Origin of the sequence: Mesorhizobium sp. C264A (assembly GCF_040324515.1) — a bacterium.
Lineage (GTDB): Bacteria > Pseudomonadota > Alphaproteobacteria > Rhizobiales > Rhizobiaceae > Mesorhizobium.
Genome location: NZ_JAMYVY010000001.1, coordinates 1,188,292 through 1,214,315, shown reverse-complemented (window position 1 = coordinate 1,214,315; position 26,024 = coordinate 1,188,292). Strand labels below are relative to the sequence as shown.

Here is a 26,024-nt window from a genome sequence, read left to right as displayed (position 1 = left end):
TTCCGTCAGGTCACTGAAAAAGCCCGCCCCTTGCGGAGCGGGCTGAGCCGGCGGCCGGACTGGAGGTCAGACGGCCTGCAAAACGTTTATTGTTCTATTCTCGACTATTCGAGATAACCTGAGGGATCGACCGGGGCCGAGTTCTTGCGCACTTCGAAGTGCAGTTTCGGCGAGTCGGTGGTGCCGCTCATGCCCGACAGCGCGATCTCCTGGCCGCGCTTGACCTTCTGGCCGCGCTGCACCTCGATCGACCTGGCGTGGCCATAGACGGTGACCAGCCCGTTTTCGTGGCGCACCAGCACCGTATTGCCGAATTCCTTGAGGCCGTCGCCGGCATAGATGACCACGCCGTTCTCGGCCGCCTTGACCGGCGTCCCCTCAGGCACGGCGATGTCGACGCCATCCTTGCCGCCACCAAAATTGGAGATGACGCGGCCACGCACCGGCCAACGCATCTTGCCGATGCCGGTGGCATCGGGCGCAACAGCATCGTCGTCCTCGGCCTGCTGGATGACCTTGGCGTCCTTCTTCGGCGGCGTGTAGGTGGCGAGCGTCTCCGTCGGCTTTGCCGCCGGTTGGGTGGTCGCGGTCGTCACCGGATCAACTTTGGCCGGCTTGGCGCTGGCGACCGTTGCGGTGCCACCTGCCGGAACCTTCAGCGTCTGGCCGATCTTGAGCAGGCCGTCTTGCATGCCGTTCGCCTGCTTCAGCGCCACGACGCCAACGCCGGTCTTCCTGGCGATGGAGGACAGGCTGTCGCCCGACTGGACCGTGTAGGTGCCCGCGCCGGCTTTTGGCGCGGCCGAGGCAGTCTGCGCCGGCTTGTCGGTCTTCGGCTTGTTCGCTGCCGAAGCGTCAACCTGCGCGGCGGACTTGCCGTCCTTGAGTTTCGGCTGCTGCGGCAGTACGGCGACCTTCTCCGGCGCCGGCGCCTTGGGGCTGTTTGCCGGCTTGCCGTCGGCAAGTTTCGGCTCTGTCCCCTTGCTTGAATAGGCATAGGCCGGGATGACCAGTTTCTGACCGGTCTTCAGCCCCTTGGTGGCGCTCAAGCCGTTGACCTTCATGATCACGTCGGCGGGCACATGATAGCGATGAGCGATGCCGGAAATGGTCTCGCCGTCGCTGACCACGATCTCGGTCGCATGCGGCGTACCAGCCGCAAGTGGTTTCGGATCGGAGTCACCGGCATTCTTGAACGGCCTCGCCGGCTGGACGGTGCCGGTAGTCGTTCTGTCGACATGCGGTGCCGGTGCAAGCGCCGGCGCGGAAGCGGTGCGCATCGGAGCAGCTTTGGGCGCGCTCGGCGGCGGCAGCTGCTGGACGGTGACTGGCTCCAGGCTGGAGCGGCTGACCGACTGGTTATGGCTGCCATCGACAGGTGCCGCAGCGATCGGCTCGGCCGCCACATCGCCCGGATAGGGCTGCGCAGTGCTCTGCTTGTCGATGATGGCGCGCTGATTGTTGGTCGAGGAGGTGAAGACGTCGTCGACACCATTGAACCGCGAGACTTGGGAGCTACACCCCGCCGCCACTCCGGCTAGCATGAGGACAGCGCAGCCCCGCGACAGAGTACGCCCGTTTGCCTTCAAAACACTGAATTGCATCGCACTAACCCGCACAGACCCGGTACACACTGGTCATGATTAAAGCGCGTTAATGTTACTGGCGGGTTAACCCCATAGAATCAGACGCAAATTTTCTTAAAACATTTTCGAATGCGCCGAAGCTGCGTTGATTCAGATCGGCCCGAGTCGAAAATGACAGGTTCTGAGAACCGGCCTACGCCGGCCGTAGCCTTCATAGAGCGGAGGCATTTATGACGGCTTCGGCCGGCGAAGGCCGGAGCGGAGCGTACTCAAACACGTGAGCATCGGATGCGCAGGAACCTGCCATTTGCAGGCCGGCCTCACCTGAATATCAGTGCACCTAAATAACCGCCGCGACGCTGCGCAGGATCGGCTGCAGGCGCACGGTGCCGATATCCTCGCGCTCGAAGCGGCTGCCGACCTTGGTCAGCTTGGCCAGCACCTGCTCGCCCTCCTCCGGCCCGATCGGGGCAATGACGATGCCGCCGCTCGACAATTGGTCGAGCAGGAAGCGCGGCAGGCTGTCGAAAGCCGCCCAGGCTACGATGCGGTCGAACGGCGCTTCGTTGGCAAGGCCGTTGGAACCATCGGCCTGGCGCACGATGACATTGCCGATGCCGAGCGCCTCGAAGCGTTGCCTGGCCTGCTCGGCCAGCGTCTTGTAGCGGTCGACGCTGACGATGCGAGCCGCGAGCCGCGACATCACCGCTGCCGTGTAGCCCGAGCCGGTGCCGATCTCGAGCACCCGGTTGCCGGGCTCTGTTGCCAAGGCCGCAATCACCGCCGCCTGCAGATCGGCGCCCTCGATCGCCTCGCCGCACTCGATCGGCAGCATCCCGTCCGACCAGGCGATCGAATGGAACTGGCCGTTGAGGAAGCCGCGCCGCGGCGTCGCCTCGAAGGCTGCGATCAGCGCCTTCGGCACCGCGCCTTGGCCGCGCAGGCGCAGCAGGAAAGCGGCAAAACCCTCGCGATCGTCGAGCGGCATGTTCATGCAGAAACCTTGTTCATGCCAAAACCTTAATCAGACAGCGCTTTGGTCAGTTGGTCACGGATTTCATGCGCGGTGAGGTCGAGCTGCAGCGGCGTCACCGACACCAGCCGGTTGTGCAGAGCATGGAGATCGGTGCCTTGCTTGCCCTCGACCGGCTCGCGGCCGAAGCGCAGCCAGTAATAAGGCAGGCCGCGCCCATCGCGGCGCTCGTCGACCCAAAGGCTGTGCACCAGCTTGCCCTGCGACGTCACGACGGTGCCGGCAACCTCGTCAGGCAGGCAGTTGGGAAAGTTGGCGTTGAGCAGCACGCCGTCCGGCAGCGGCATGGCGACGAGCTTTTTCAGCAACGCCGGCGCCAGCGCCTCGGTGGTCTCATAGGGAACGACGCGGTCCTCGCCGACATAGGAATAACCCTGGCTGAGTGCGATCGAGCGGATGCCGAGCAGCGCGCCTTCCATGGCGCCGGCGACGGTGCCGGAATAGGTGACGTCGTCAGCGATGTTGGCGCCGGAATTGACACCGGACAGGATCAGGTCCGGCGCGCCAGGCAGGATCTTCTTGACGCCCATGATGACGCAGTCGGTCGGCGTGCCGCGCACGGCGTAGTGTTTCTCGCCGATCTTGCGCAGCCGGAGCGGCTCCGAGATCGACAGCGAGTGCGCGTAGCCGGACTGGTCCTGCTCCGGCGCCACGACCCAGACATCGTCCGACAGCGTGCGGGCGATGCGTTCGAGCGACGCCAGGCCCTCGGCATGGATGCCGTCATCATTGGTCAGAAGGATGCGCATTACTTCGATTCGATCTTCGCCAGACCGCCCATATAAGGCCGCAGCACTTCAGGAATGGTTACGCTGCCATCCTCATTCTGGTAGTTTTCGATGACGGCAATCAGCGCACGGCCGACAGCGGTGCCCGAACCGTTCAGCGTGTGCACAAAGCGGTTGCCCTTGCCATCCCGGTCCTTGTAGCGGGCATCCATGCGCCTGGCCTGGAAGTCGCCGCAGACCGAGCAGGACGAGATTTCGCGATAGGCGTTCTGGCCGGGCAGCCAGACCTCGATGTCGTAGGTCTTGCGCGCGCCAAACCCCATGTCGCCCGTGCACAGGACCATGGTGCGGAACGGCAGCTCCAGTCGCTTCAGCACCTCTTCCGCGCACTGCGTCATCCGCTCGTGCTCGGCGAGCGAAGACTCCTGGTCGGTGACCGAGACCAGCTCGACCTTGTAGAACTGGTGCTGGCGCAACATGCCGCGCGTGTCGCGGCCGGCGGAGCCCGCTTCCGAGCGGAAACACGGCGTCAGCGCCGTATAGCGCAGCGGCAGCTTTTCATGGGCCGTGATTTCTTCGCGCACCAGGTTGGTGAGCGGGACCTCGGCGGTTGGAATCAACCCGAGCCGGCCATCGCCATGCTGCACGAAGAACAGGTCGTCCTCGAATTTCGGCAGCTGGTTGGTCCCGAAAAGCACTTCGTCGCGCACCATCAGTGGCGGGATGACTTCTTCATAGCCATGCTCGGTCGTGTGCAGATCGAGCATGAACTGGCCGATGGCGCGCTCCATCCGCGCCAGCCCGCTCTTCAGCACGGTGAAGCGTGATCCCGACAGCTTTGCCGCCCGCTCGAAATCCATCATGCCGAGCGCTTCGCCGATCTCGAAATGCTCCTTCACCCAGTTCGGCCGAGTCGGCACCTCGCCGACGATATGCTTGACGACATTGTCGTGCTCGTCCTTGCCGACCGGCACGTCGTCGAGCGGCACATTCGGCAGCACCGCCAGCGCATCGTTCAGCGTCTTGTCGAGCTCGCGCTCGCGCGCCTCGCCATTCTGGATGAAGGTCTTGATATCGCCGACTTCGGCCTTGAGCTTTTCGGCAAGTGCCGTGTCGCCCGAACGCATGGCGTTGCCGATCTCCTTCGAGGCGGCGTTGCGGCGTTCCTGCTTGGTCTGCAGCTCGGTGACGTGCTCGCGCCGCGCTTCGTCCTTCTTGATCAGCTCATCGACCGTGGACTGCGCCTCGTCAACCGACCACGAGCGCTTGGCCAGCGCCTCGACAAGGGCCTTCGGGTTGTCGCGAATCCATTTGATATCAAGCATGGTTGGTTCGTCCTCAGAATAAGGCTGAGGGGGTAAACCGCATCCTTCATCGATGCAAGATGAGGGTCAGCGGCTGTCGCGTTTTTCCGCTAACGCGGATACCCGAACGCGACAGCCTATGAACGAGCCTGCTTTGAGGACGCGTCCGCCGCCTTTTCGGCCACGGCTTCGGCGGCTTCCTGCTTCTCGCGCGCCAGCTTCTGCTTGACCTGATCGCGCTCGATCAGCCGGGCCGCCCAGATCGACACCTCGTAGAGCAGGATGGTCGGGATGGCCAAACCGATCTGGCTCATCGGATCAGGCGGCGTCAGCACCGCCGCGACGACGAAGGCGATGACGATCGCCCATTTGCGCTTCTCGGCCAGCGCCTTCGACGACAGCATGCCGACGCGCGTCATCAGGCTGGTCACCACCGGCAGCTGGAACACCAGGCCGAAAGAGAAGATCAGCGTCATGATCAGGCTGAGATATTCCGACACTTTCGGCAGCAGCGAAATCTGCACCTGGTCGTCGGTGCCGGCCTGCTGCATGGCGAGGAAGAACCACATCACCATCGGCGTGAAGAAGAAATAGACCAGCGACGCTCCCATCAGGAACAGGATCGGCGATGCGATCAGGAACGGCAGGAAGGCGTTGCGTTCGTTCTTGTAGAGGCCTGGCGCGATGAATTTGTAGATCTGCGTGGCGATCAGCGGAAAGGCGATGACCATGCCGCCGAACATGGCGAGCTTGACTTGGGTGAAGAAGAATTCCTGCGGCGCCGTATAGATCAGCTCGACCTTGTGCGGATCGAGCCCGGCCCACTGCGTGGCCCATTTGAACGGAACGACCAAAAGATTGAACAGCTTCTTGGCAAAGAAGAAGCAGACGAGGAAGGCGACGAAGAAACCGCCGATCGACCAGATCAGCCGCCGGCGCAGTTCGATCAGATGCTCCATCAGCGGAGCCGACGACTTCTCGATCTCGTCCTTTTCGCTGTCCGTAATGCTCACTTGGCGGCCCCCGCCGTCTTCTTGGACGCGGGCTTCGTGGCCGGCGCAGGCTTCGGCTCAGCCTTTGTGACTGCCTTCGGTGCAGCAGCCGGCTTGGTGGCGGCTTTTCCGGGTGCAGCCTTGGCGGGCGCCGCTGACGGCTTGGCCGCAACCTTCACCGCAGGCGCCGGCTTTGCCGGTGCTGCCTTGGCTGCCGCTGTTTTGGTTGCCGGGGCCTTTGATATCGCAGCCCCCTTGGCGCGCGCGTTTCGTGGCGCTGCTGTTGCTGCAGCCGGTGTCACCACCGCCTCGTCGGTCATCGCCGGAAGGATCGGCGCCGCCGGCGCTGTTTCCGGTCCGTTGACGCCGGGCATCACCGTCGCGCCGTTCTTGAGCGGCTCGGCCGCCTGTGGTGTTTCTGCCGCCGGCGTTGCGGGGTCGACGGCGGGCTTCGGCTTCATCACCGCATCGACGCCGGAGCGAACCTCTGCTGCCGCCTGTTCGAACGGATTGAGCTGCTTGCGGATCTCGGCCGCCGGATTGAGGCCGCGCAGCGTATCGACCGACTTCTTGACGTCGTCGAGCTCGGCTTCCTTCAACGCCTCGTTGAACTGCTTCTGGAAGTCAGAGGCCATGGCACGCAGCTTCGCCGTCGTGCGGCCGAAGGTGCGCAGCATATTGGGCAAATCCTTGGGTCCGACGACCACGATCATGACGATCGCGATCACCAGCATTTCGGTCCAGCCGACTTCAAACATGGCAATCAGTTCCGACTAGTGCTTGTCGCCCAAAAGTGCGAAGCGGTTTTGGGACAACGACTTGCACAAAAGCAACAACCTTCGGCTCAGCTCTTGCTGGCCTTTTCCTTCACTGCCGAAACGGTCTCGTCCGGGCGGTGCTCGACGGTGCGCTTGTCTTCGGCGGTATCGTCATCGGCCATGCCCTTCTTGAAGCTCTTGATGCCCTTGGCCATGTCGCCCATCAGCTCGGGTATCTTGCCGCGGCCGAACACCAGCAGCACGATCACCAGCACGATCATCCAGTGCCAAATCGAAAATGAACCCATTGTAACTCTCTCTCGAATGTTTTCCCTGGCGATGATCTATGCGTTTTCGCGTTGGGATTCAAACACAACAGCGACAAAGTTTATGAAGGCGCGGCTTATGTCACGCATTTTCGGCAAAGCTGCCCGCTACCAATCGGCGCATCTACCGCAGCAATGCAGCTTTTTGACAGCGGCTTGCGGTCAATCTTCCGTGACGCGCGGCGTCAGCAGGCCGAGTTCCTCGAGATCGATGTCGGTCAACGCATCCTCGTCCTCGGTCAGCGCGTCCGGATCGGCCGGCGGCAACGGGATGGCGAAATTCGACGGCATGCGGCCGGAGAGCAGCCCTGCCCCCTTCAGTTCGTCCATCCCGGGAAGATCGCGGATCTCCTCCAGTGCGAAATGGTCGAGGAAAGTGTCTGTCGTGCCGTAGGTGACGGGACGGCCGGGCGTGCGGCGGCGGCCGCGCATGCGCACCCATTCCGTTTCGAGCAGCGTATCCAGCGTGCCCTTCGAGGTCTCGACGCCTCTGATGTCCTCGATCTCGGCGCGCGTCACCGGCTGGTGGTAGGCGATGATCGCCAGCACTTCGAGCGCGGCGCGCGACAGCTTGCGCTGCTGCACCGTGTCGCGGCTCATCAGGAAGGCGAGATCGCCGGCGGTACGGAACGCCCAGGCATCGCCGACCCGAACCAGATTGACGCCGCGCCGCGCATAGATCTGCTGCAGCTCAGCCATGGCAGCGGCAATGCTGATGCCATCGGGCAATCTGGCTGCGAGCTGCTTTTCGCTGACCGGCTCGGCGCTGGCGAACACGATCGCCTCGGCCATGCGTATGGCTTCGGCCATATGCAGCCGTTCGCCAGGATTCAGAAGCAGGGTATCAGTCGGGTCCTGGGCGATAATGCCCTCCTCGGTCTCTTCTTCGACCTTGAACGGAATGACCGAAGCGTTGGCGCGTTCGCTCATGATGCCACCTCGACTGCCTTGATTGGTTGCGCGCGGCCGCGCAGATAGAGCGGCGCGAACACCTGGTCCTGTCGCATCTCGATGCTGCCTTCGCGCACCAGTTCCAGCGACGCCGCGAACGAGCTGGCAATCGCGGTACGCCGTTCGTCCGGGCTGGTCAGGTAATTGATCAGATAGCTGTCCAGCGCCGTCCAGTCGCGCAGCGAGCCGATCAGCCGGGTCAGGATATCGCGCGCATCCTTGAGCGACCACACGCCACGCCGGGCAATTGTCACATTGGTGATCGCCTGTTTCTGGCGCTGCTGCGCATAGGCGGTGAGCAAATCGTAGAGCGAGGCCGAATAGGCGTTACGCTTCTCGACGATGACCATTTCAGGCATGCCGCGTGCAAACACGTCGCGGCCGAGCCGGTTGCGGTTGACCAGCCTTGCCGAGGCGTCGCGCATGGCCTCCAGACGCTTCAGCCGGAACTGCAGCACCGCGGCCAGTTCCTCGCCGCTTTCGCCTTCCTCGCCGGGCTGCTTGGGGATGAGGAGCTTCGACTTGAGGAAGGCCAGCCACGCCGCCATCACCAGGTAGTCGGCGGCAAGCTCAAGCCTTAGCGCCCTCGCCGTCTCGACGAAGGTCAGATACTGCTCGACCAGCGCCAAGATGGAAATCCGCGACAGATCGACCTTTTGGTTGCGGGCGAGATGCAGCAAGAGGTCGAGCGGACCTTCGAACCCGGCGACGTCGACGACAAGCGACGGGTCGCCGGTGACCCGTGAATCGTCGTTCTCGGCCCACAGACGGTCCATCGGTGCGGCCTTCGCAGCCTTGCTGTCCAATGTCTCCGCCACTTGTTCCTTTACCTCTGGTTAGAGCATGATGCCGAAAAGTGTGAAGCAGTTTTCGGACGACATCATGCTCTCTCTATCTAATTTAGAGACGGATTCAGATTTCAGGTCGAACAGACCTGAAATCATCCGTCTCTAGGCCACCGCATCGAAATAGGTGGCAAACTCGGCGCGTATCTCGGTTTCGTCGGCCCGGTCGCGATCCCTTATATAGGTCAGCGCCCGCTTGGCGCGCTCCAGCGATGTCCCTTCAAGTCCCGTGGTTCGCGATGCGATGCCCGCCATCTCCTCGAAAACGCCATTGCAGTGAAGGACCAGATCGCAGCCCGCCGCAAGGATCGAGGCCGCCTTTGTCGGGAAATCCCCAGAAAGTGCCTTCATCGAGGTGTCGTCGCTCATCAACAGCCCGTCGAAGCCGATCTCGCGGCGGATGATCTCGTCGATGACCTTACCTGACGTGGTCGCCGGGTTGTTCGGATCGATGGCGCTATAGACGACATGCGCCGTCATCGCCATCGGCAGATGGCTAAGCTCGCGGAAAGGGGCGAAATCATGCCGCTGCAGGTCGCTCAGCGAGGCGTCGACCACAGGCAGCTCGAAATGCGTGTCGGCGAAGGCGCGTCCATGGCCCGGAATGTGCTTCATGACCGGCAGCACGCCGCCCGACATCAGCCCTTCCGCTGCCGCCCGGCCGAGTTCGATGACCGGGCGCGGCTCCTTGCCATAGGCGCGCGCGCCGATGACGTCGCTAGCGCCCTCGATCGGCACGTCCAGCACCGGCAGGCAATCGGCCGAGATACCGTAGCGCAACAGGTCGAAGGCGTGCAGCCGCGCCATCAGCCAGGCAGCCCGGGTGCCGGCATCATGGTCCTTGCGCCACAATGCGCCGAGCGCGCCGCCGGCGGGATAGTTCGGCGCCAGCGGCGGCCGCAGGCGCTGCACCCGGCCACCTTCCTGGTCGATGAACACCAGCGCATCGGGGCGCCCGATACAGTCGCGCATTTCGGCAACCAGATCGCGGATCTGCTCCGTTTCGCCGATGTTGCGGGCAAACAGGATGAAGCCCCACGGGCATTCATTGCGATAGAAACGGATTTCTTCGCGGGTCAGCGATTTCCCGGCACAGCCGAGGATCATGGATTTTGATTCGGTCATTCCGCCAGTTTAGGGCTTCGCGCCGGCAAAGGGAATCTCCCCGGACGGCAAGCGCCTCAACCTCTCGCCCATCCACATGAAAAAGCCGGCGCGACCCTTGGGAACGCGCCGGCTCTGATAATTGGATCCGGCCTTACCGCGACACGAAGCAGTTGCCGCCGGCAGCCTTGTAGCTGGTGCACAGATTGATCGCATCGTTGCGCGATTGCGCAGGCACCCGGACACGGTAGAAGGTGCCCTTGCCGGCGATCTCCGCCTTGACGATGTTGGCGGTGCGACCGGCGAGCACATTTCCATAGCGGCGCTGCAGGTCGGCGTAGTTGGCCTGGGCGCTTTCGACCGTCGGCTGCGAAGCGATCTGCATCGACCACGAACCGCCAGATGTCGAAGCCGTCGCCGGGATGGAGGCAACCTGGTCGGGCTTGACCTCGCCGACCACGTCGACCGGCTGGTCGGACGGGCGCTGCGGCGCTACGGCAACCGTCTGCGGCGTGTTGGCGGACTGGGTCTCAGCCTTCGGCGTGGCCGCCGGCTTCACCGGCTGGACCGGCTTGGCGGTCTCGGCACTTGCCTGGTCGCTATTTGCCTGATCGGCAGGCGCCACGGTGCCGGTCTGCTCGGCATCGGCCGAAGGGGCGACGTGCTGCGGCGCCGGGTCAAGCGGCTCAGTCGCCGCAACCTGTGGCGCGGCCGGCGTCGAGTCCTCGCGGGCCACCAACGAGCCGTCGGGCTTGACCACCATGGTCCGCACCTTGCGCGGGGCGACGGCGACGGTATCGGGGTTCTTCTCGGCTTCCTGCAGCACCTGCGCGATGCGGTCCTCGGACTTTGGCGCCGGCGCGACAGCCGCGTCGGGGTTGCCGGCAGCGTCGGGGTTGACGGCAGCTTCGGGGTTGCCGGCAGCGTCGGGGCCTGGGGCAGTATCGTCGGGCGACAGATCGACGACGCGGCTTTCAGGCTCCTGCGCCTTCACATCGACCGGCTCTTCGGTGTTGGTGACCAGCTTCTCCTGAACCGGCTCGGCCGGCTTGGTGCCCTTGGCGACCGCATCATAAACCTTGTTGTCCTGGTTCGGCACCACGGCGCCGCCCGGATTTTCGGGCTTGACCTTGATCGGCCTGTTGTCGGCTTTGACAATGACCGGCGCATCGCTGCCGCCCTTGCCGCCGAACGACAAGGCGAAGGCGCCAAGGCCGCCGGCAATCGCAACCGCAGCAACGACCCCCGCGACCAGCAGCCCGCTCCTGCGCGGCCGTGCGGCTTCCTGCTCGGCGAGGCCCGGCACCGCCATTGCCTCGTCCAGATCCGGATCGTAGTCGAGTTCGTCGACCGCGAAATCGTCGGCCTGCGAAACCGGCTGGCTGCCGGGCAGATCGTCCATGTCGAAGCCGCCGGCGGCATCGGCGTGGTGAGCTTGCGTGCCTGCAAGCACTTCGGCTGGCCGCGCCGCATAGGCGCGCTGGTCGAGCTCGTGGCCCGAACTGAAGCTGGAACTGTAGGAATCGTCATCATAGCCGGCACTGCGTGCGGCAGTGGGCGGCGCCACTTCCACCGCGTTCATGTCGTTGAGCATGCCGGCGAATTCGGCGTCGATGTCGTCATAGGCGGCCGGCTCGTCTTGCTCGAAGCTGAGTTCTGGAATGTCGAGGTCGTCGGCAATCGCCACCACACGCTCCGGCACATCGACCGTCTCGACATCCGGCATCTCGTCATAGGCCTGAGGCGGCGCCTGGCGCGATGGCGTCGGCGCCACATAGGCAGCAGCGGCAACCGGCTGGTCGCGATAGCTTGGCGCTGCCGCCGGCGGCATGGACGGCTTTTCTGCAAAAGAAGCTTGCGGCTGCGCTGCAAAAGAAGGTTGCGGCTGCGCTGCAAAGGAAGGCTGGGCCGGGGTGGGAGTCACGCGGCTCCACGAACGCGCCGGCTCCGGCGGCGTCGAGCGCCAATCGCCAGCGACCGGTGCTGCCGTATCGTCATGACCGAGATCGATGCCCTTGGCCAGCGCCGCGTCGAAGGCGTGATCATCGAACTCGATCTCGGGCACATGGCCTTCAAGTTCGCCGGCAAGCAGATCGTCGAAATCGGCATCGTCCGCCTGGGCCTCCTGAGGAGCAGGCGCGTGTTCGTCTAGGTCCCAGTCGAGATTATCGACCGGAGCGACCGGCGTCGCGACGGACCGCTGCACCGGGGCAACCGGCTCATAAGTCCTGGTGGGCTCGATGGCGGCAGCCCTGGTGGGCTCGGTGACCACCGGAATCGGGGCGACTGGCGCCGGGCGTGGTGTGGTCATGGCGCCAAGCAGCGCGTTGAGTTCATCTTCCAACGTCCGTTCGTCAGCGACCGGAGCGGCCGGGGTCGCCATATTGGTAGGCGCCACATAGGTTGGTGCGACCGGAGTTGGCTGAACCGGAGCGGGTGCGGTCTCGGCCACCGGCTCGTGATCGGCAAGCGCATCATCGATGCTCAGATCGAAATCGTCGAATGCTTCGTGCGCAGTCTCATGAGAGGGGCTGGCCTCCACGGTCCAGGCCGGCGTCTCGTCCACTTCCGGCGCATCCATCTCAACCGGCGCGCTGGCCTGCAGATCGCTGACATCCAGATCGCGCTCTTCCGGATCCTCGGCCTCAACAGGCTGAGCCTCGAAAGCCTGAGGCTCGAAATGCTCGGCCGCAAAATCCTGGGCTGCAAAATCCTGGGCTGCAAAATCCTGGGCCGCAAAGTCCATGTCGACATCGGCCATCGCGTCATCGAAATGACCCCCAAAATCCTCGTCGGCAACAGCGTGGTCGGCGGAGCCGACGGCGTCGAAGGTATGGATCGGCGCCTCGGCTACTGGCGCGGCATACTGGTCCTGCGCCGGCGCAGGACCGTCCAGCGTCAGCTCGTCTTCCAGCGACATCGAGACGGCATTGTCGAAATCATCGTCGAACGCGAGATCGTCGGCAGGCGCAGCAGCAACCTGCGCGACATCTGCGGCATGGGCGACGGTCGCATCGTCATCGAGCAGCAACCCCTGCTCGAGCGAAGCGGCAAGCTCGTCATCCATCGGCAGGTCGTCTTCGAGCGGCGATACGTTTTCCAGCGAGCTGGCGACGGCATTGTCGAAATCATCGTCGAATGCAGCTTCGTCGAATGCGGGCTCGGCAAACGAAGGTTCGGCAAACGAGGGTTCAACGGGAGCAGCCGCAGCCTGCGGGGCAGCGCCGAAATCCAGATCGGCGGCATCGTCGAAGACGAAATCATATTCCAGCGAAGCAGCCAGCGCATCGTCCATCGCGGCATCGGTGGTTTCGAAAGCCGGCTCGCGAATCTCGGCAGCAGGTTCGTAGGGCTCAGCGGCAGGCTGGTGAACCTCGGGAGCTGGCTGGCTGGCCTCCATGGAACCGACTTCATCGCCGAATTCGCCCATCAACTCCTTCTCGAGGTCGATGTCGAAATCGCCCTCGTCCGCAGCCGTCTCGACGGCTGGCGCCTGCGGCTTGACCGGCTGGCGCGGATCGAAACCCATGATCCTGGTCAGTTCAGCGAACGGATCATCTTCGGCGATGTCGTTGTTGTCGGCTACTCTCAGCTGGGTTCTGTCTGCCATTATTGTTCCCGAACTCGCACTCATTCGGACGCCATGGACGTCGCGTAGGGTTGGCCCTTACCAGCGCAATGTGGGCAAATGGTGACAGGTGTTTTAGTTAAACCTAACGCATCTCAGTGGGCGCATCAGCCCCAATCAGCGTCAGGCCGGAGGTCAAAACATCCGAAACAGCCTGCACCAGCCCTAGTCTGGCATGAGTCAATTGTCGGTCGTTAACCTTAACAAAACGTAAGTCGGCATTCTCGGTGCCCCGATTCCAGTGTCCATGGAAGCTGGAAGCCAGATCGTAGAGGTAGAATGCCAGCCGGTGCGGCTCCAGCGCAAGGGCCGCAGATTCGACCAGCCGGGGATATTCAGCCAGCTTCCGGATCAGGCCGATCTCGCCCTCATCGGTGAGCGACGCCGAGGCCGCGGCCAGGCTGTTGCGGTCGAAATTGGCCTCGCCCAGTTGCTCGCTCGCCTGCCGGAACACCGAATGACAGCGCGCCGAAGCGTACTGCACGTAGAACACGGGATTGTCCTTGGACTGTTCGGTGACCTTGGCGAAATCGAAGTCGAGCGGCGCGTCGCTCTTGCGGTAGAGCATCATGAAGCGGATCGCATCGCGGCCCACCTCCTCCACCGCTTCGCGCAAGGTCACGAAGTCGCCCGACCGCTTCGACATCCGAACCGGTTCGCCATCGCGAAACAGCTTCACCAGATTGCACAGCAGCACCGTGAGTTGCAGCTTCAGATCATCGCCTGCAATCGCCCGCGCCAGCGCTTCCAGCCGCTTGACGTAGCCGCCATGGTCGGCGCCCAGCACATAGATCAGGCCGACGAAACCGCGGTCGACCTTGTCCTTGAGATAGGCGACGTCGGCGGCGAAATAGGTGAACGAGCCGTCGGACTTGACCAGCGCCCGGTCCATGTCGTCGCCGACCGCCGTCGAGCGAAACAGCGTCTGCTCGCGGTCTTCCCAGTCGTCCGGCTTCTCGCCCTTGGGCGGCGGTAGCTTGCCCTTGTAGATATGGCCTTTCAGCGTCAGATCGTTGATCGCCGAGCGGATTTTTTTGGCATTGTCGGCATGCAGCGTGCGCTCGGAGAAGAAAACGTCGTGATGCACATTGAGCAACGCCAGATCCTCGCGGATCATCACCATCATGGCGTCGATCGTGCGGTCCTTGACGATTGCCAGCGACTCATCGTCGGGCATCTGCAAGAGCTTGCGGCCAAATTCGGCAGCCAGCGCCTGACCGACCGGCACAAGGTAATCGCCGGGATAGAGGCCGGCCGGTATCTCGCCAATGTCGTCGCCCAGCGCTTCGCGGTAGCGCAGGAAGGCCGAACGCCCGAGCACGTCGATCTGCGCGCCGGCGTCGTTGATGATGTATTCCTTGGTGACGTCATAGCCGGCGAAGGCCATCAGATTGGCGAGCGTGTCGCCGACAACCGCGCCCCGGCAATGGCCGACATGCATCGGCCCGGTCGGATTGGCCGAGACATATTCGACATTGGTCTTCTTGCCGCCACCAATGGTCGAGCGGCCGTAGTTTTGCCCCTCGCCGAGCACCGCGGTCAGATGTGCCTGCCAGAAAGCGTCCTTGAGCCGGAGATTGACGAAGCCGGGACCGGCGGCGTCGGCTTCGGCAACATCGGCGTCGCTGCGCAGCACTTCCACCAGCCGCTCGGCCAGCGCCCGCGGGTTGTGCCCTGTCGGCTTGGCCAGTACCATCGCCGCATTGGTGGCGAGATCGCCATGGCTGGCGTCGCGCGGCGGCTCGACGGCGATGCGCGACAGGTCGGGCGAAACGCCATTACTGTCTTTCAAATCAAGCGCTTCGACGGCTTTTGTGATTCGCGCGCTGAAATCGGCGAAGATGTTCATGGGTCTTGCTCTGGCGGACTGTGCAGGGGAACCGGCTCATTGGCCGGCAAATCGCGCCCGCCCTAGCTTAAATCGGGCGTATGGTCAAACAGACGGCGGTGTTCCTTCAAGGCGTAGGTATCCGTCATCCCCGCCAGGAAATCGGCGACGCTGCGCGCCTTGATGCGGTCCTCCGCCCGGTCGAGCCCCTCCCGCCAGCCGTCCGGCATTGCGCGCGGATCGGCGAAATAGACATCGAACAGGTCGCGCACGATCTGCTCGGCCTCAGTGCGAACGCGCATCACCTCGTCATGCCGGTAGAGATGCTTGTAAAGAAAGGTCTTCAAATCCTTCTCGGTCGCCGCCATGTCTGCGGAAAAGGTCACCATCGTCTCGCCCGCCGCCCGCACCGCTTCGGCGCTGTCAGGCTTGATGCGCTCAAGATTGGCGGTGGTGGAAACAATGACATCCTCGACCATCATCGTGATCTGCCGGCGCATCAGCTCATGGCCGGTGCGCACATCGTCCAGGCCCGGATAGCGCGCGCGCACGCTTGCCAGGATCGATCCCGGCAGCGCCACCGTTTCCAGCATGTCCAAGGTCAGGAAGCCGGAGCGCAGGCCGTCGTCGATGTCATGGGTGTTGTAGGCGATATCGTCGGCGATCGCAGCACATTGCGCCTCGATGCCGGCGAAACGGTCGAGTTCGAGGTCGTGCAGTTCGGAATAGTCGCGGATCGCTTGCGGCACCGGACCCTTGAGGCCCTTTCCCTTGGCATCGGTCAGCGGGCCATTGTGCTTGACCAGGCCTTCCAGCGTTTCCCAGGTCAGGTTTAGCCCATCGAACTCGGCGTAGCGCCGCTCCAGCCGCGTCACCACGCGCAGCGACTGCGCATTGTGGTCGAAGCCGCCCCATTGGGCCATCCGCTCGTTCAGCGCGTCCTCGCCGGTATGGCCGAACGGCGTGTGGCCGAAATCGTGCACCAGCGCGACCGCCTCGGCCAGATCCTCGTCGCCGCGCAATGCCCGCGCCAGAGCCCGCGCAATCTGCGCCACCTCGATCGAATGCGTCAGCCGAGTGCGATAGTGGTCGCCTTCATGGGCGACGAACACCTGCGTCTTGTGCTTCAGGCGGCGAAACGCTGTCGAATGGATGATGCGGTCGCGGTCGCGCTGGAACGGCGTTCGCGTCGGGCTCTCGACCTCTTCATAAAGCCGCCCGCGCGACCTGGCCGGGTCGCTGGCATAGGCCGCGCGCGGCCGATAGCCGAACCCAATGTCGCCAAGCTCATTTGTCATGGCTGATGCCGCCGCAGTTGACTTGCCCCTTCCCGCTTCATACCTATCATGTGAAACCGAAAGCAAGGTGACGCCCATGGGCGCTGATGCCAAGACTGCCATGAAAGTCGAGATGACCGAGTCCGCCGCCAGGCGGATCGCGAAAATCGTCTCGGGCGATGCCGGCAAGACGGCGCTGCGCGTCTCCGTCGAAGGCGGCGGCTGCTCCGGCTTTTCCTACAAGTTCGACCTGGTCGGTACGCGCAACGACGACGACGTCGCCATCGAAAAGGACGGCGCCACCGTGCTGATCGACGATTTGTCGCTGGTCTATATGGGCGGCTCGGTGATCGACTTCGTCGACGATCTGATGGGTCAATCGTTCCAGATCCGCAACCCCAATGCTGTCGCCTCCTGCGGCTGCGGCACCAGTTTCTCCATCTAGGCAGATGTCCGGCGTCGGCCCGGTCCGTCAGGTCGCACTGTCGGCCGGGCGCGATCTCGAAGTGACGCTGGCCTTCTGGCGCGATGTGCTCGGCCTCAACGTTCACGCCCGCTACGATCCGCCGGGCATCGCCTTCATCATGGCCGGTGATATCAGGTTGCTGTTCACCGATGGCGTTCCGGCCGGCACCGTCTATCTCGATATAGCCGGGCTCGAAGCCTTCCACGCCGAGGCGAAAGCGTCCGGCGTTCCCTTCACCGCACCGCCGGCGCTCGTCCACAACGACACCGAAGGCACGTTCGGAACGGCGGGGGAAAGCGAGTGGATGGCCTTTCTAAAGGACCCGGCAGGCAATACGATCGGGCTTGTCGAACGTCTTTCGCCCGAACATCCCTGAGGCCGCCCATGAAAATCGTCACCTGGAACATAAACGGCATTCGCGCCCGCATCGGCAACCTCACCCACTGGCTGAGCGAAAGCCAGCCCGACATCGTCTGCCTGCAGGAGATCAAGTCGGTCGACGAGCAGTTCCCGCGCGCCGAGATCGAGGCGCTTGGCTACAACGTGGAAACCCATGGCCAGAAGGGCTTTAACGGCGTCGCCCTGCTGTCGAAGCTTCCCTTCGACGAGGTTATCAGGGGCCTGCCCGGTGATGACACCGACGAGCAGGCGCGCTTCATCGAGGGCGTGTTCTCGACCGACCAGGGCGCGCTGCGCGTCGCCTCGCTCTATCTGCCCAACGGCAATCCCATCGATGACGAGAAGAAATTTCCCTACAAGCTGGCCTGGATGGAGCGGCTGCATCGCTGGGCCGAGCAGCGGCTGCTTCTGGAGGAGGCGCTGGTGCTGGCCGGCGACTACAATGTCATCCCCGAGCCGATCGATGCGCGCTTCCCCGAGAACTGGCTTGGCGATGCGCTGTTCCAGCCGCAGACCCGGCAAGCCTTCCGGCGACTGAAGAATCTCGGCTTTACCGAGGCGGTGCGCGCCGTCACCGATGCGGCCGACGTCTACACCTTCTGGGACTACCAGGCCGGCGCCTGGCAGAAGAACAACGGCATCCGCATCGACCATCTGCTGTTGTCGCCCGAAGCGGCCAACCGCTTTTCCTCGGCCTCGATCGAAAAGCATGTGCGCGCCTGGGAAAAGCCTTCCGATCATGTGCCGGTGGCGATCGATCTGGCGCTGCTGCCGGCCTGATATCAGCCGAAACCCTGATATCGCCACAATCGCGCCATTCAGTCAGAGATCAGCATGGCGGCTGGGGTTCCATGGCACTACGATTCCTCTTTTGCCCGATCGGCCTGGCATTTGCCATGGCCTCCCCTGCAGCGGCACTTGCCGACCAGCAGTGCCTGGCCAATGGCAAGTCCTACCAGGTCGGCCAGGTCACCTGCCTGACGGTTTCAGACAAGAGCCATATGGCCCGCTGCGACCTGGTGCTCAACAACACCTCATGGACCAAGATCGGCGACAGCTGCCCCGACAGCACGATGAAGCCGCATCTGCACGTCACGCCGATCTCGATGCCGGTACACAGAGCGGCGCCGGCGGAACTCACCGAGAACTGATGGATGTGAGCTAATCTCCCCCCTTGAGGGGGAGATGGCCGGCAAGCCAGAGGGGGGCGCGAAGAAACGCGACCTTTCGGTCAAACAAGCTCACCCTCTCAGTCCAACCCGGGCAAACTTTAGTCAACTGAAATGCCAGCGGGACAGCGCCCCCCTCTGTCCTGCCGGGCATCTCCCCCTCAAGGGGGGAGATTGGCAATTTCACTGGTCGCCGCCGCCCTTGGTCAGGATGTCGTCGGCAAGCGAAATGGCAGTGCGACGGTCGGCTTCGCCGGCGGCGGCAAATGCCTCTTCCTGCATGCCGCGGATCCACGGCTGGTCGCTCGGCGAGGCGCGTTCGAGCGCGGCGGTCATCATGGCCAGACCGCGCACGATCTTGCCGCTCTGGAACAGAAGATTGCCAAGCGTCGCCTGGGCGCCGGCATGGCCTTTTTCGGCGGCGAGTTGGAACCAGCGGCCGGCCTGCTTGACGCTGGCCTTGACGCCGCCCTCGCCCTTCAAAAACATCTGGCCCATCTCGAACTGGGCGTTCGGGTTGCGGTAATTGGCGGCCGCGCGCATGTAATATTCCTGCGCCGCGACCTCGTTTTCCTCGACCGGGCTGCCGGGGATACCTGTCCGGAGATAGTCGCCCAGCGCCACCAGCGCGTCGGAGACATAGCTTTCCTCCGGCGATCCAGGCTCGACATCCTGATCGACGATCTCGGAGAAGAATTTGAAGGCCGCATAGTCGTCGCGCGTCACGCCGTCGCCTTCGGCGTACATGCGCGCGAGCTTCCAGGTGGCGCCGATCTGGCCGTTCTCGGCGGCGTATTTATAGGCCTCGACCGCCTGTTCCTTGTGGCCGCTCTTGTAAGCGGAGAAGCCGAACTGGAACACGGCCCATGGGCTCGATTGCGGCTTCACGCCGGTCTTGTCGTCGAACACCTTGTCGTCGAAGGCCATGGCCTGGCCCACGGCGCCAAAGATCGCAACAGCGACCAGTGCCGGAAGGACAGACGACCTCAACAACTCAGATATCCGCATAGCAATGTGTTTCTTTGGCACCGCCCGGATGGGTGACCGCGCCGTCGCGGGCAGGCCCTACCGTCTGTGCGTATTTCCAGATCGCGCCCGACTGATAGTCGGTCGTGCGCGCCTTCCAGGCCTTCGCCCGCGTTGCCAGTTCGGCCTCGGACAAATCGACCTCGATCGTGCCTTTGGTTGCATCGATCGAAATCACATCGCCGTCTTTCAAGAGCCCGATCGGGCCGCCCACGGCAGCTTCGGGCCCGACATGGCCGATGCAGAAACCGCGCGTCGCGCCCGAAAAACGACCGTCGGTGATGAGAGCGACCTTGCCGCCCATGCCCTGGCCGTAAAGCGCCGCCGTCGTCGACAGCATCTCGCGCATGCCCGGGCCGCCGCGCGGACCTTCGTAACGGATGACGAGAACCTCGCCTTCCCGGTAGTTGCGGTGCGTGACCGCCTCGAAACATTCCTCTTCCGAATCGAAACACCGTGCCGGACCTGAGAATTTCAGCTCCGTCATGCCCGCGACCTTCACGATCGCGCCTTCGGGGGCAAGGTTGCCCTTCAAGCCCACGACACCGCCGGTTTGAGTGATTGGTCGGTTGGCGGGACGGACCACATCCTGGCTATCATTCCAGGCAACATGCTCCATGTTTTCGGCCAAAGTACGGCCAGTCACGGTCATGCAGTCGCCATGGAGATAGCCGTGGTCGAGCAGCGTCTTCATCAACAGCGGAATGCCGCCGGCCTCGAACATGTCCTTGGCGACATATTTGCCGCCCGGCTTGAGGTCGGCGATGTAGGGCGTCTTCTCGAAAATCGCGGCAACGTCGAACAGGTCGAACTTGATGCCTGCCTCATGCGCGATCGCCGGCAGGTGCAAAGCCGCATTGGTCGAGCCGCCGGTGGCCGAAACCACGGTCGCCGCATTCTCCAGCGCCTTCAGCGTGACGACGTCGCGCGGCCGGATGTTCTTGGCGATCAGCTCCATGATCTTTTCGCCGGAGGCGAAATTGAAGCGGTCGCGCATCTCGTAAGGCGCCGGCGCGCCGCAGGAGTACGGCAGCGCCAGGCCGATCGCCTCGGCGACGGTGGCCATGGTGTTGGCTGTGAACTGGGCCCCGCAGGAGCCGGCGGACGGACACGCCGCCTGCTCGATCTCGAGCAGTTCGGCATCGCTGACCGTGCCGACCGAATGCTGGCCGACAGCCTCGAACACATCCTGCACGGTGATCTGGCGGCCGCGATAGGAGCCCGGCAGGATCGAGCCGCCATAGATGAAGATCGACGGCACGTTGAGCCGCACCATGGCCATCATCATGCCGGGCAGCGACTTGTCGCAGCCGGCAAGGCCGACCAGCGCATCGTAGCAATGGCCGCGCATGGTGAGTTCGACCGAATCGGCGATGACATCGCGCGACACCAGCGACGACTTCATGCCCTGGTGGCCCATGGCGATGCCGTCGGTGACGGTGATGGTGCAGAATTCGCGCGGCGTGCCGTTGGCTGCGGCGACGCCCTTCTTGACCACTTGCGCCTGGCGCATCAGCGAGATGTTGCAAGGCGCCGCCTCGTTCCAGCAGGAAGCAACGCCAACCAGCGGCTGCGCGATCTCGGCCGCAGACAGGCCCATGGCATAGAGATACGAACGGTGCGGCGCACGCGCCGGACCGACGGTCACATGGCGGCTCGGCAGCTTGGCCTTGGAAATGACTCTGGCGTCCATTCTCTTCCTTGCCGCAGGCGGCGCGGCCTGCCTCATGGCCGAGCCTTTTGGCGCGTGTCCCGAGACGAATTCGAGGTGCGCCGGGTTTATGGCGGGAAATGGGCAATTTCTTCGGACAGGACCGTAGCGCGGGGGTTGGCCGGGAACTGTTGCCAAAACGTCACAATTCCGAGAGACGACACAGGTGCGGCGGATTTGCAACACCAAGTTTTCCGTCATCGCTCGATGGTCCACCCACAAAACAAAAAGGCCGGGCTATACCCGGCCTTTCGTTATAATTTTCAGAGCCTTAGAACTTGATCTTGACGCCGCCCGAAATTGCCGTGACCAGATCGTTGCCGAAGTCGTAGCTGACGTCGGTACCGGCCTCATAGCCATTCTCGTCAGTCAACGTGCCTGAGTGACCACTGGTCAGTACACCAACCGCGCCGGCCAACCGCACTTCGATGTTGGCGGTTGGCGTGTAAGCGACGCCGCCACCGAGCGTCCAGGTATCGGTCTGCGAGCCAACACCGTGCGACGTGCCGCGATCCCAAGATAGCTGGGCGGCACCACTCCACTGCTCATTGAACTTGTGGCCGATGCCGGAGGTCACCGTCCAGCCATCGCGGTACATCAGGTCGAGCGAGGTTAGCCTAACTGGAAATGGGGAAATCGTCGTGCAAGGTGCAAGGCCCTTGGTTGCTTGCGAGCAGATCGGAATGCTCTGCAGCACACTCCAGTTGACCCATTTGATCGAGCCGAAAGCGAGCCAGCCAGGCGCGATGCCTGACTGAAGCTTCAATTCCACCGAATCCGGCATAGACGCGGAACCGTAGATGTCAGGTTTACCCTGGCCGACTTGCGATAGGTCGAGCGTACCCTCAAGATTGTCCAACTTGACCTGCGAGTTATAAACGAGGCTGGCACGCAGCGCGATTTCGGGGATCTCATAAGCAAGGCCGGCGCGCCAGCCCCAGCCGGTACCCTTTAGGTCAACGCGGCCAACGGCGCCAGGCGCCAGCGGCGTGATGAAGCTTTCCTTGAAACCATAGACTTCTTGGTAAAAGACGCCGCCGATAAAACGTAGCTGGCCCTTGCCGGCATCCATTTTGTAGGAGCAGGTGGCTGCGTAATTATTGCTCTTGATATCGGTTTCGATGTTGGAGAAAGAGCCGTTCCAGATGCCAGGATTCGTATGCGCGCCCCAAGGCTGCGAATAGTCAGCCATGCAGTCGACGTCTTTAACCACCTCGGCCTTGAAGCCTATGCGCGGCACCCAGTAGCCTTCGCTGTCATCAGCTGTGCTTTTGAAGTTGAGCGTCGCGTTGCCGTCGACGGCATTCTTGAGCTTGCGCTCAGGCATCACGTAGGTCGCCTCGGCTTCGGTGGCGAAGCGCGCCGGATCGAACAGAAGGTCGATGTCGTAGCCACCGCGCTCGATGCCGCCGGCATGTACGGAACCGATCAAGCCCAGCGAAAAACACCCCGCCCCCAGCAGTGTTTTAAAACGCAGATTGTTCATGGATATCCTCCCCGAAATACTAGTGGGTCAAGCTAGAACCAATTCGGGTTAACGGCGCAACAATGAATTCACATAGCGTACATGTACACCTGAGCCGGCTGCCTTTCCGGCACAGCGGCTGGTTCCGAAGCAAGGCCGAAAAACGGCTTTCCGGGGGCAGATCAGCGAAAGAATTCTGTGAAACCCGTCACAAAAAGCTCAAAAACAAGCCCTTTCGGAGCTATTTGGCCCGATTGTCACATTATGGCAACAATGGGGCTGAAACTTTCCGTTTACGTCAATATTAACCGTACGGAATGCCTGTTGTTCGAGCAAAAGAACCTTCGCGAAGCGCTGCAAGCGTCTCGCGAATCCGGCGCTCAATCGGCGTCGCGCACCCTGGTCAGCGCCACCGAAAGCTTCTCCTGCTGATCGCGGTATTCGTCGAGTTTTTCGCGCTCGGCTGCGACGATCTCTTCCGGCGCGCTGGCGACGAATCTCTCGTTCGACAGCTTCTTGTGCAACCGCGCGATTTCCTCGGTCACCTTGGCCAGCTCCTTCTGCAGCCGCGCCGCCTCGGCTGAGAGATCGATCAGGCTGCCGAGCGGCAGGCAGATCGTCGCCTCGTTGAGCACGATCTGGGCCGAGCCCTTGGGTGCCGCGTCCTGCAGCGAGATATCGCCGACCCGCGCCAGCCGCTTGATGGCGGACGCATGGCGGTCGAGCCTCTGCCGGGTCTCGACGCTGGCGCCAACCACCACCAACGGTGCGATCGCCGCCGGCGGCACGTTCATTTCGGAGCGCACTGAGCGGATGCCGGACACCAGATCGACCAGCCAGTTGATGTCGGCGGCCGCGTCCGCGTCCTCGAAGTCCGGCGACGGCCAGGCGGCGTGGCAAAGCAGCGTTGCGCGCGTCCGGCCCTCGCCCGCCGTCTGCGCCCACAACTCCTCGGTCATGAACGGCATCATCGGGTGAAGCAGCTTGTAGATCTCGTCGAGCACGAAGGCGACGCAGGCGCGGCTTTCGGCTTTGGCCGCCTCGTCAGTGCCCATGAACACCGGCTTGAGCAGTTCGAGATACCAGTCGCAAAACAGGTTCCAGACGAAGCGGTAGGCAGCCCCTGCCGCCTCGTTGAAGCGGTATGAGGTGATGCCCTCGGTGATCGCGTGCGACGCCCGGGTCAATTCGGTCAGGATCCAGCGGTTGACCGGCAACTTGGCGTCGTTCAGCCAAAAATCGTCATTGCGCGCGACCTCGTTCATCTCGGCAAAGCGTGTCGCGTTCCACAGCTTGGTACCGAAATTGCGGTAGCCGGCGATGCGCGCCGGATCGAGTTTCACGTCGCGCCCCTGCGCCGCCATGACCGTTAGCGTGAAGCGCAGTGCATCGGCGCCAAACTCGTCGATGAGGTCGAGCGGATCGATGACGTTGCCTTTCGACTTCGACATCTTCTGCCCGTTCTTGTCGCGCACCAGCGCATGCACATAGACGGTGTGGAACGGCTCCTCGTGCATGAAATGCAGGCCCATCATCATCATCCGGGCGACCCAGAAGAAGATGATGTCGAAACCGGTCACCAGCACGTCGGTCTGGTAATAGGTCTTCAGCTCCGGCGTGTGATCCGGCCAGCCCAGTGTCGAGAACGGCCACAGTGCGGACGAGAACCAGGTGTCGAGCACATCCTCGTCGCGGCTCAGGATTTCGCCCGGCTTGAAGGTCTCGAGCTTCTCCTCGACCCAGGCCTTCCACGGGCCTTCCAGCGCCAGATAATATTCGATCGCGGCGCCCAGCGCCTCTTCCTCGGTCTTCTCGACGAAGACGCGGCCGTCCGGCCCGTACCAGGCCGGGATCTGATGACCCCACCACAGCTGGCGTGAAATACACCAGGGCTGAATGTTCTCCATCCAGTCGAAATAGGTCTTTTCCCAGTTCTTCGGCACGAAGTTGGTACGGCCTTCGCGCACCGATGCGATCGCCGGCTTGGCCAGCTCGGCGGCGTTTGCATACCACTGCTCGGTCAGAAACGGCTCGATCGGCACGCCGCCGCGGTCGCCATGCGGCACGGCGTGGCGATGCGGCTCGATCTTGTCGAGGAAACCGCCGGCCTCCATCAGCTCGACGATTTTCTTGCGCGCGACGAAACGGTCGAGACCGTCGAGCTCATCCCAGACGGCCTGGCGCTCCGGCGTCACGTCGAGCCCGGCGAGGAAATCCTCATTATCCCTGAGCGTTATTGCCGCCTCGATGGTCAGGATGTTGATCGCCGGCAGCTTGTGGCGCTTGCCGACTTCGAAATCGTTGAAGTCGTGCGCCGGCGTGATCTTGACCGCGCCGGAGCCCTTTTCGGGATCGGAATACTCGTCAGCCACAACCGGAATTTTCCGGCCGACGATCGGCAACACGACATTCTTGCCGACCAGATGCCGGTAGCGCTCGTCGTCCGGGTGCACGGCGACTGCCGTATCGCCCAGCATCGTCTCGGGCCGTGTCGTCGCCACGGTGATGAATGTCCCAGGATTTTCCGGATCGAAAATCTCGCCCTCGATCGGATAGCGGAAGTGCCAGAGATTGCCATTGACCTCCTGCGGCTCGACCTCCAGGTCGGAGATCGCCGTCAACAGCTTCGGGTCCCAGTTCACAAGGCGCTTGTCCTTGTAGATCAGCCCTTCCTTGTAGAGGCTGACGAAAACTTCGAGCACGGCCTTGGACAGGCCTTCATCCATGGTGAAGCGTTCGCGCGACCAGTCCGCCGAGGCGCCGAGCCGCTTCAGCTGGTTGAAAATGGCGCCGCCGGACTCGGCCTTCCACTCCCAGACCTTCTCGATGAACTCCTCGCGGGTGAGATCGCGGCGATGGATCTGTTTCTCCATCAGCTGGCGCTCGACCACCATCTGCGTGGCGATGCCGGCATGGTCCATGCCCGGCTGCCACAGCACGTTCTTGCCGCGCATGCGCTCAAAGCGCACGAGTATGTCCTGCAGCGTGTTGTTGAGTGCGTGGCCCATATGCAGCGAGCCGGTGACGTTGGGCGGCGGGATGACGATGGTAAAGGCCTCGGCCCCCTCTTCCGCACCTGCGCCGGCGCGAAATGCGTCCGCCTCTTCCCAGATTTTGGCGATCTTGGGTTCGACGGTCTTGGCGTCGTAGGTCTTTTCAAGCATGGGAAAGTGGTCCGCGCGGTCGGGAGTTTTGCTGACCCGGTGTAAATCGGAAGGTTTTGGCCGAGTCAACCGCGAGGGCTGCCTCAGTCCTTCAACGCAGATAGGCGGGGCCCTGGTCATTTCAACGGGAAGGCCATGCCCGCACCTTCATCGTCAGCGATCCCGACGGGAAGCTGATCGCATTCGCGACATCAGCCGGACGCTGGCCTGCAGCGAGAAAGCGCCGCCCGAAGGCGGCGCTTTAATCAGGAACGGGCTGTGGTG

The 26,024-nt window shown here is 63.0% G+C and carries 21 protein-coding genes; 4 read left to right on the top strand and 17 right to left on the bottom strand.

Going from position 1 to position 26,024, the window contains the following annotated elements:
• Positions 1–104 precede the first annotated feature (104 nt).
• The 13 genes from NKL04_RS05830 to NKL04_RS05770 form a co-directional block, all read right to left on the bottom strand.
• Positions 105–1,604 carry a peptidoglycan DD-metalloendopeptidase family protein gene (locus NKL04_RS05830; protein WP_023667682.1) on the bottom strand — a complete coding sequence of 500 codons (1,500 nt, stop codon included), beginning with the start codon at positions 1,602–1,604 and terminating at the stop codon, positions 105–107.
• Positions 1,605–1,926: 322 nt separating this feature from the next.
• Positions 1,927–2,580: a protein-L-isoaspartate(D-aspartate) O-methyltransferase gene (locus NKL04_RS05825; RefSeq protein ID WP_023701673.1), complete on the bottom strand. Its 654-nt coding sequence runs from the start codon at positions 2,578–2,580 to the stop codon at positions 1,927–1,929.
• 26 nt (positions 2,581–2,606) lie between these two features.
• The gene (gene surE, locus NKL04_RS05820) at positions 2,607–3,368 is read right to left on the bottom strand and encodes a 5'/3'-nucleotidase SurE (protein ID WP_023688221.1); all 762 of its coding nucleotides are present in this window, start codon (positions 3,366–3,368) and stop codon (positions 2,607–2,609) included.
• The gene (serS, locus tag NKL04_RS05815) at positions 3,368–4,672 is read right to left on the bottom strand and encodes a serine--tRNA ligase (protein WP_352459112.1); all 1,305 of its coding nucleotides are present in this window, start codon (positions 4,670–4,672) and stop codon (positions 3,368–3,370) included. Before serS ends, surE begins: the two co-directional genes overlap by 1 nt.
• 116 nt (positions 4,673–4,788) lie before the next feature.
• A complete protein-coding gene (gene tatC, locus NKL04_RS05810; RefSeq protein WP_023667686.1) occupies positions 4,789–5,664 on the bottom strand; it encodes a twin-arginine translocase subunit TatC in 876 nt (291 codons plus the stop codon).
• Positions 5,661–6,401: a Sec-independent protein translocase protein TatB gene (tatB, locus tag NKL04_RS05805; protein ID WP_023701674.1), complete on the bottom strand. Its 741-nt coding sequence runs from the start codon at positions 6,399–6,401 to the stop codon at positions 5,661–5,663. The genes tatC and tatB overlap by 4 nt, the downstream gene beginning before the upstream one ends.
• Before the next feature lie 86 nt (positions 6,402–6,487).
• The gene (locus NKL04_RS05800; RefSeq protein ID WP_023681650.1) at positions 6,488–6,709 is read right to left on the bottom strand and encodes a twin-arginine translocase TatA/TatE family subunit; all 222 of its coding nucleotides are present in this window, start codon (positions 6,707–6,709) and stop codon (positions 6,488–6,490) included.
• Between the two features lie 180 nt (positions 6,710–6,889).
• Positions 6,890–7,657: an SMC-Scp complex subunit ScpB gene (gene scpB / locus NKL04_RS05795; protein WP_023667689.1), complete on the bottom strand. Its 768-nt coding sequence runs from the start codon at positions 7,655–7,657 to the stop codon at positions 6,890–6,892.
• Positions 7,654–8,454: a segregation and condensation protein A gene (locus NKL04_RS05790; RefSeq protein ID WP_023667690.1), complete on the bottom strand. Its 801-nt coding sequence runs from the start codon at positions 8,452–8,454 to the stop codon at positions 7,654–7,656. Before NKL04_RS05790 ends, scpB begins: the two co-directional genes overlap by 4 nt.
• Before the next feature lie 174 nt (positions 8,455–8,628).
• A complete protein-coding gene (gene nagZ, locus NKL04_RS05785) occupies positions 8,629–9,648 on the bottom strand; it encodes a beta-N-acetylhexosaminidase (RefSeq protein ID WP_023681654.1) in 1,020 nt (339 codons plus the stop codon).
• Positions 9,649–9,781: 133 nt separating this feature from the next.
• Positions 9,782–13,237, bottom strand: coding sequence for an SPOR domain-containing protein (locus NKL04_RS05780; RefSeq protein WP_023701675.1), 3,456 nt, complete (start codon positions 13,235–13,237; stop codon positions 9,782–9,784).
• Positions 13,238–13,340: 103 nt separating this feature from the next.
• A complete protein-coding gene (gene argS, locus NKL04_RS05775) occupies positions 13,341–15,104 on the bottom strand; it encodes an arginine--tRNA ligase (protein WP_023701676.1) in 1,764 nt (587 codons plus the stop codon).
• Between the two features lie 62 nt (positions 15,105–15,166).
• Positions 15,167–16,381 (bottom strand): deoxyguanosinetriphosphate triphosphohydrolase, encoded by a 1,215-nt coding sequence (locus NKL04_RS05770; RefSeq protein ID WP_023701677.1) that lies wholly within the window; start codon positions 16,379–16,381, stop codon positions 15,167–15,169.
• A gap of 76 nt (positions 16,382–16,457) precedes the next feature.
• On the opposite strand from NKL04_RS05770, the gene erpA reads away from it, so the two are divergent.
• The 4 genes from erpA (at position 16,458) to NKL04_RS05750 (ending at position 18,376) form a co-directional block, all read left to right on the top strand.
• Positions 16,458–16,805, top strand: a complete 348-nt coding sequence (gene erpA / locus NKL04_RS05765; protein WP_031209525.1) for an iron-sulfur cluster insertion protein ErpA — start codon at positions 16,458–16,460, stop codon at positions 16,803–16,805.
• Positions 16,806–16,809: 4 nt separating this feature from the next.
• Complete coding sequence (locus NKL04_RS05760; protein WP_023701679.1) at positions 16,810–17,202, top strand: VOC family protein; 393 nt, start codon at positions 16,810–16,812, stop codon at positions 17,200–17,202.
• Positions 17,203–17,210: 8 nt separating this feature from the next.
• Entirely contained in the window at positions 17,211–18,005 is a 795-nt protein-coding gene (xth, locus tag NKL04_RS05755; RefSeq protein WP_023681659.1) for an exodeoxyribonuclease III, read from the top strand.
• A 116-nt stretch (positions 18,006–18,121) separates the two neighbouring features.
• Positions 18,122–18,376, top strand: a complete 255-nt coding sequence (locus NKL04_RS05750) for a hypothetical protein (RefSeq protein WP_245260192.1) — start codon at positions 18,122–18,124, stop codon at positions 18,374–18,376.
• 201 nt (positions 18,377–18,577) lie between these two features.
• Here the strand turns inward: NKL04_RS05750 and NKL04_RS05745 are convergent, their stop codons facing one another.
• The 4 genes from NKL04_RS05745 to NKL04_RS05730 all read right to left on the bottom strand — a co-directional run bounded on the left by NKL04_RS05745 (position 18,578) and on the right by NKL04_RS05730 (position 25,760).
• Entirely contained in the window at positions 18,578–19,402 is an 825-nt protein-coding gene (locus NKL04_RS05745) for a tetratricopeptide repeat protein (RefSeq protein ID WP_023667701.1), read from the bottom strand.
• A complete protein-coding gene (gene ilvD, locus NKL04_RS05740; protein WP_023681661.1) occupies positions 19,389–21,113 on the bottom strand; it encodes a dihydroxy-acid dehydratase in 1,725 nt (574 codons plus the stop codon). Before ilvD ends, NKL04_RS05745 begins: the two co-directional genes overlap by 14 nt.
• A 289-nt stretch (positions 21,114–21,402) precedes the next feature.
• Positions 21,403–22,617 carry an OmpP1/FadL family transporter gene (locus tag NKL04_RS05735; RefSeq protein WP_023701680.1) on the bottom strand — a complete coding sequence of 405 codons (1,215 nt, stop codon included), beginning with the start codon at positions 22,615–22,617 and terminating at the stop codon, positions 21,403–21,405.
• Between the two features lie 359 nt (positions 22,618–22,976).
• Positions 22,977–25,760: a valine--tRNA ligase gene (locus NKL04_RS05730; RefSeq protein WP_023701681.1), complete on the bottom strand. Its 2,784-nt coding sequence runs from the start codon at positions 25,758–25,760 to the stop codon at positions 22,977–22,979.
• Positions 25,761–26,024: the final 264 nt, after the last annotated feature.

Coding starts and splice junctions, on each gene's coding strand:
- NKL04_RS05735 (WP_023701680.1), bottom strand. CDS start 22,617: ATGAACAATCTGCGTTTTAAAACACTGCTGGGGGCGGGGTGTTTTTCG.
- erpA (WP_031209525.1), top strand. CDS start 16,458: ATGGGCGCTGATGCCAAGACTGCCATGAAAGTCGAGATGACCGAGTCC.
- NKL04_RS05730 (WP_023701681.1), bottom strand. CDS start 25,760: ATGCTTGAAAAGACCTACGACGCCAAGACCGTCGAACCCAAGATCGCC.
- NKL04_RS05760 (WP_023701679.1), top strand. CDS start 16,810: ATGTCCGGCGTCGGCCCGGTCCGTCAGGTCGCACTGTCGGCCGGGCGC.
- NKL04_RS05750 (WP_245260192.1), top strand. CDS start 18,122: ATGGCCTCCCCTGCAGCGGCACTTGCCGACCAGCAGTGCCTGGCCAAT.
- NKL04_RS05790 (WP_023667690.1), bottom strand. CDS start 8,454: ATGGACCGTCTGTGGGCCGAGAACGACGATTCACGGGTCACCGGCGAC.
- NKL04_RS05770 (WP_023701677.1), bottom strand. CDS start 16,381: ATGACAAATGAGCTTGGCGACATTGGGTTCGGCTATCGGCCGCGCGCG.
- serS (WP_352459112.1), bottom strand. CDS start 4,672: ATGCTTGATATCAAATGGATTCGCGACAACCCGAAGGCCCTTGTCGAG.
- tatB (WP_023701674.1), bottom strand. CDS start 6,401: ATGTTTGAAGTCGGCTGGACCGAAATGCTGGTGATCGCGATCGTCATG.
- xth (WP_023681659.1), top strand. CDS start 17,211: ATGAAAATCGTCACCTGGAACATAAACGGCATTCGCGCCCGCATCGGC.
- argS (WP_023701676.1), bottom strand. CDS start 15,104: ATGAACATCTTCGCCGATTTCAGCGCGCGAATCACAAAAGCCGTCGAA.
- NKL04_RS05825 (WP_023701673.1), bottom strand. CDS start 2,580: ATGAACATGCCGCTCGACGATCGCGAGGGTTTTGCCGCTTTCCTGCTG.
- NKL04_RS05800 (WP_023681650.1), bottom strand. CDS start 6,709: ATGGGTTCATTTTCGATTTGGCACTGGATGATCGTGCTGGTGATCGTG.
- ilvD (WP_023681661.1), bottom strand. CDS start 21,113: ATGGACGCCAGAGTCATTTCCAAGGCCAAGCTGCCGAGCCGCCATGTG.
- NKL04_RS05745 (WP_023667701.1), bottom strand. CDS start 19,402: ATGCGGATATCTGAGTTGTTGAGGTCGTCTGTCCTTCCGGCACTGGTC.
- surE (WP_023688221.1), bottom strand. CDS start 3,368: ATGCGCATCCTTCTGACCAATGATGACGGCATCCATGCCGAGGGCCTG.
- NKL04_RS05780 (WP_023701675.1), bottom strand. CDS start 13,237: ATGGCAGACAGAACCCAGCTGAGAGTAGCCGACAACAACGACATCGCC.
- NKL04_RS05830 (WP_023667682.1), bottom strand. CDS start 1,604: ATGCAATTCAGTGTTTTGAAGGCAAACGGGCGTACTCTGTCGCGGGGC.
- scpB (WP_023667689.1), bottom strand. CDS start 7,657: ATGAGCGAACGCGCCAACGCTTCGGTCATTCCGTTCAAGGTCGAAGAA.
- nagZ (WP_023681654.1), bottom strand. CDS start 9,648: ATGACCGAATCAAAATCCATGATCCTCGGCTGTGCCGGGAAATCGCTG.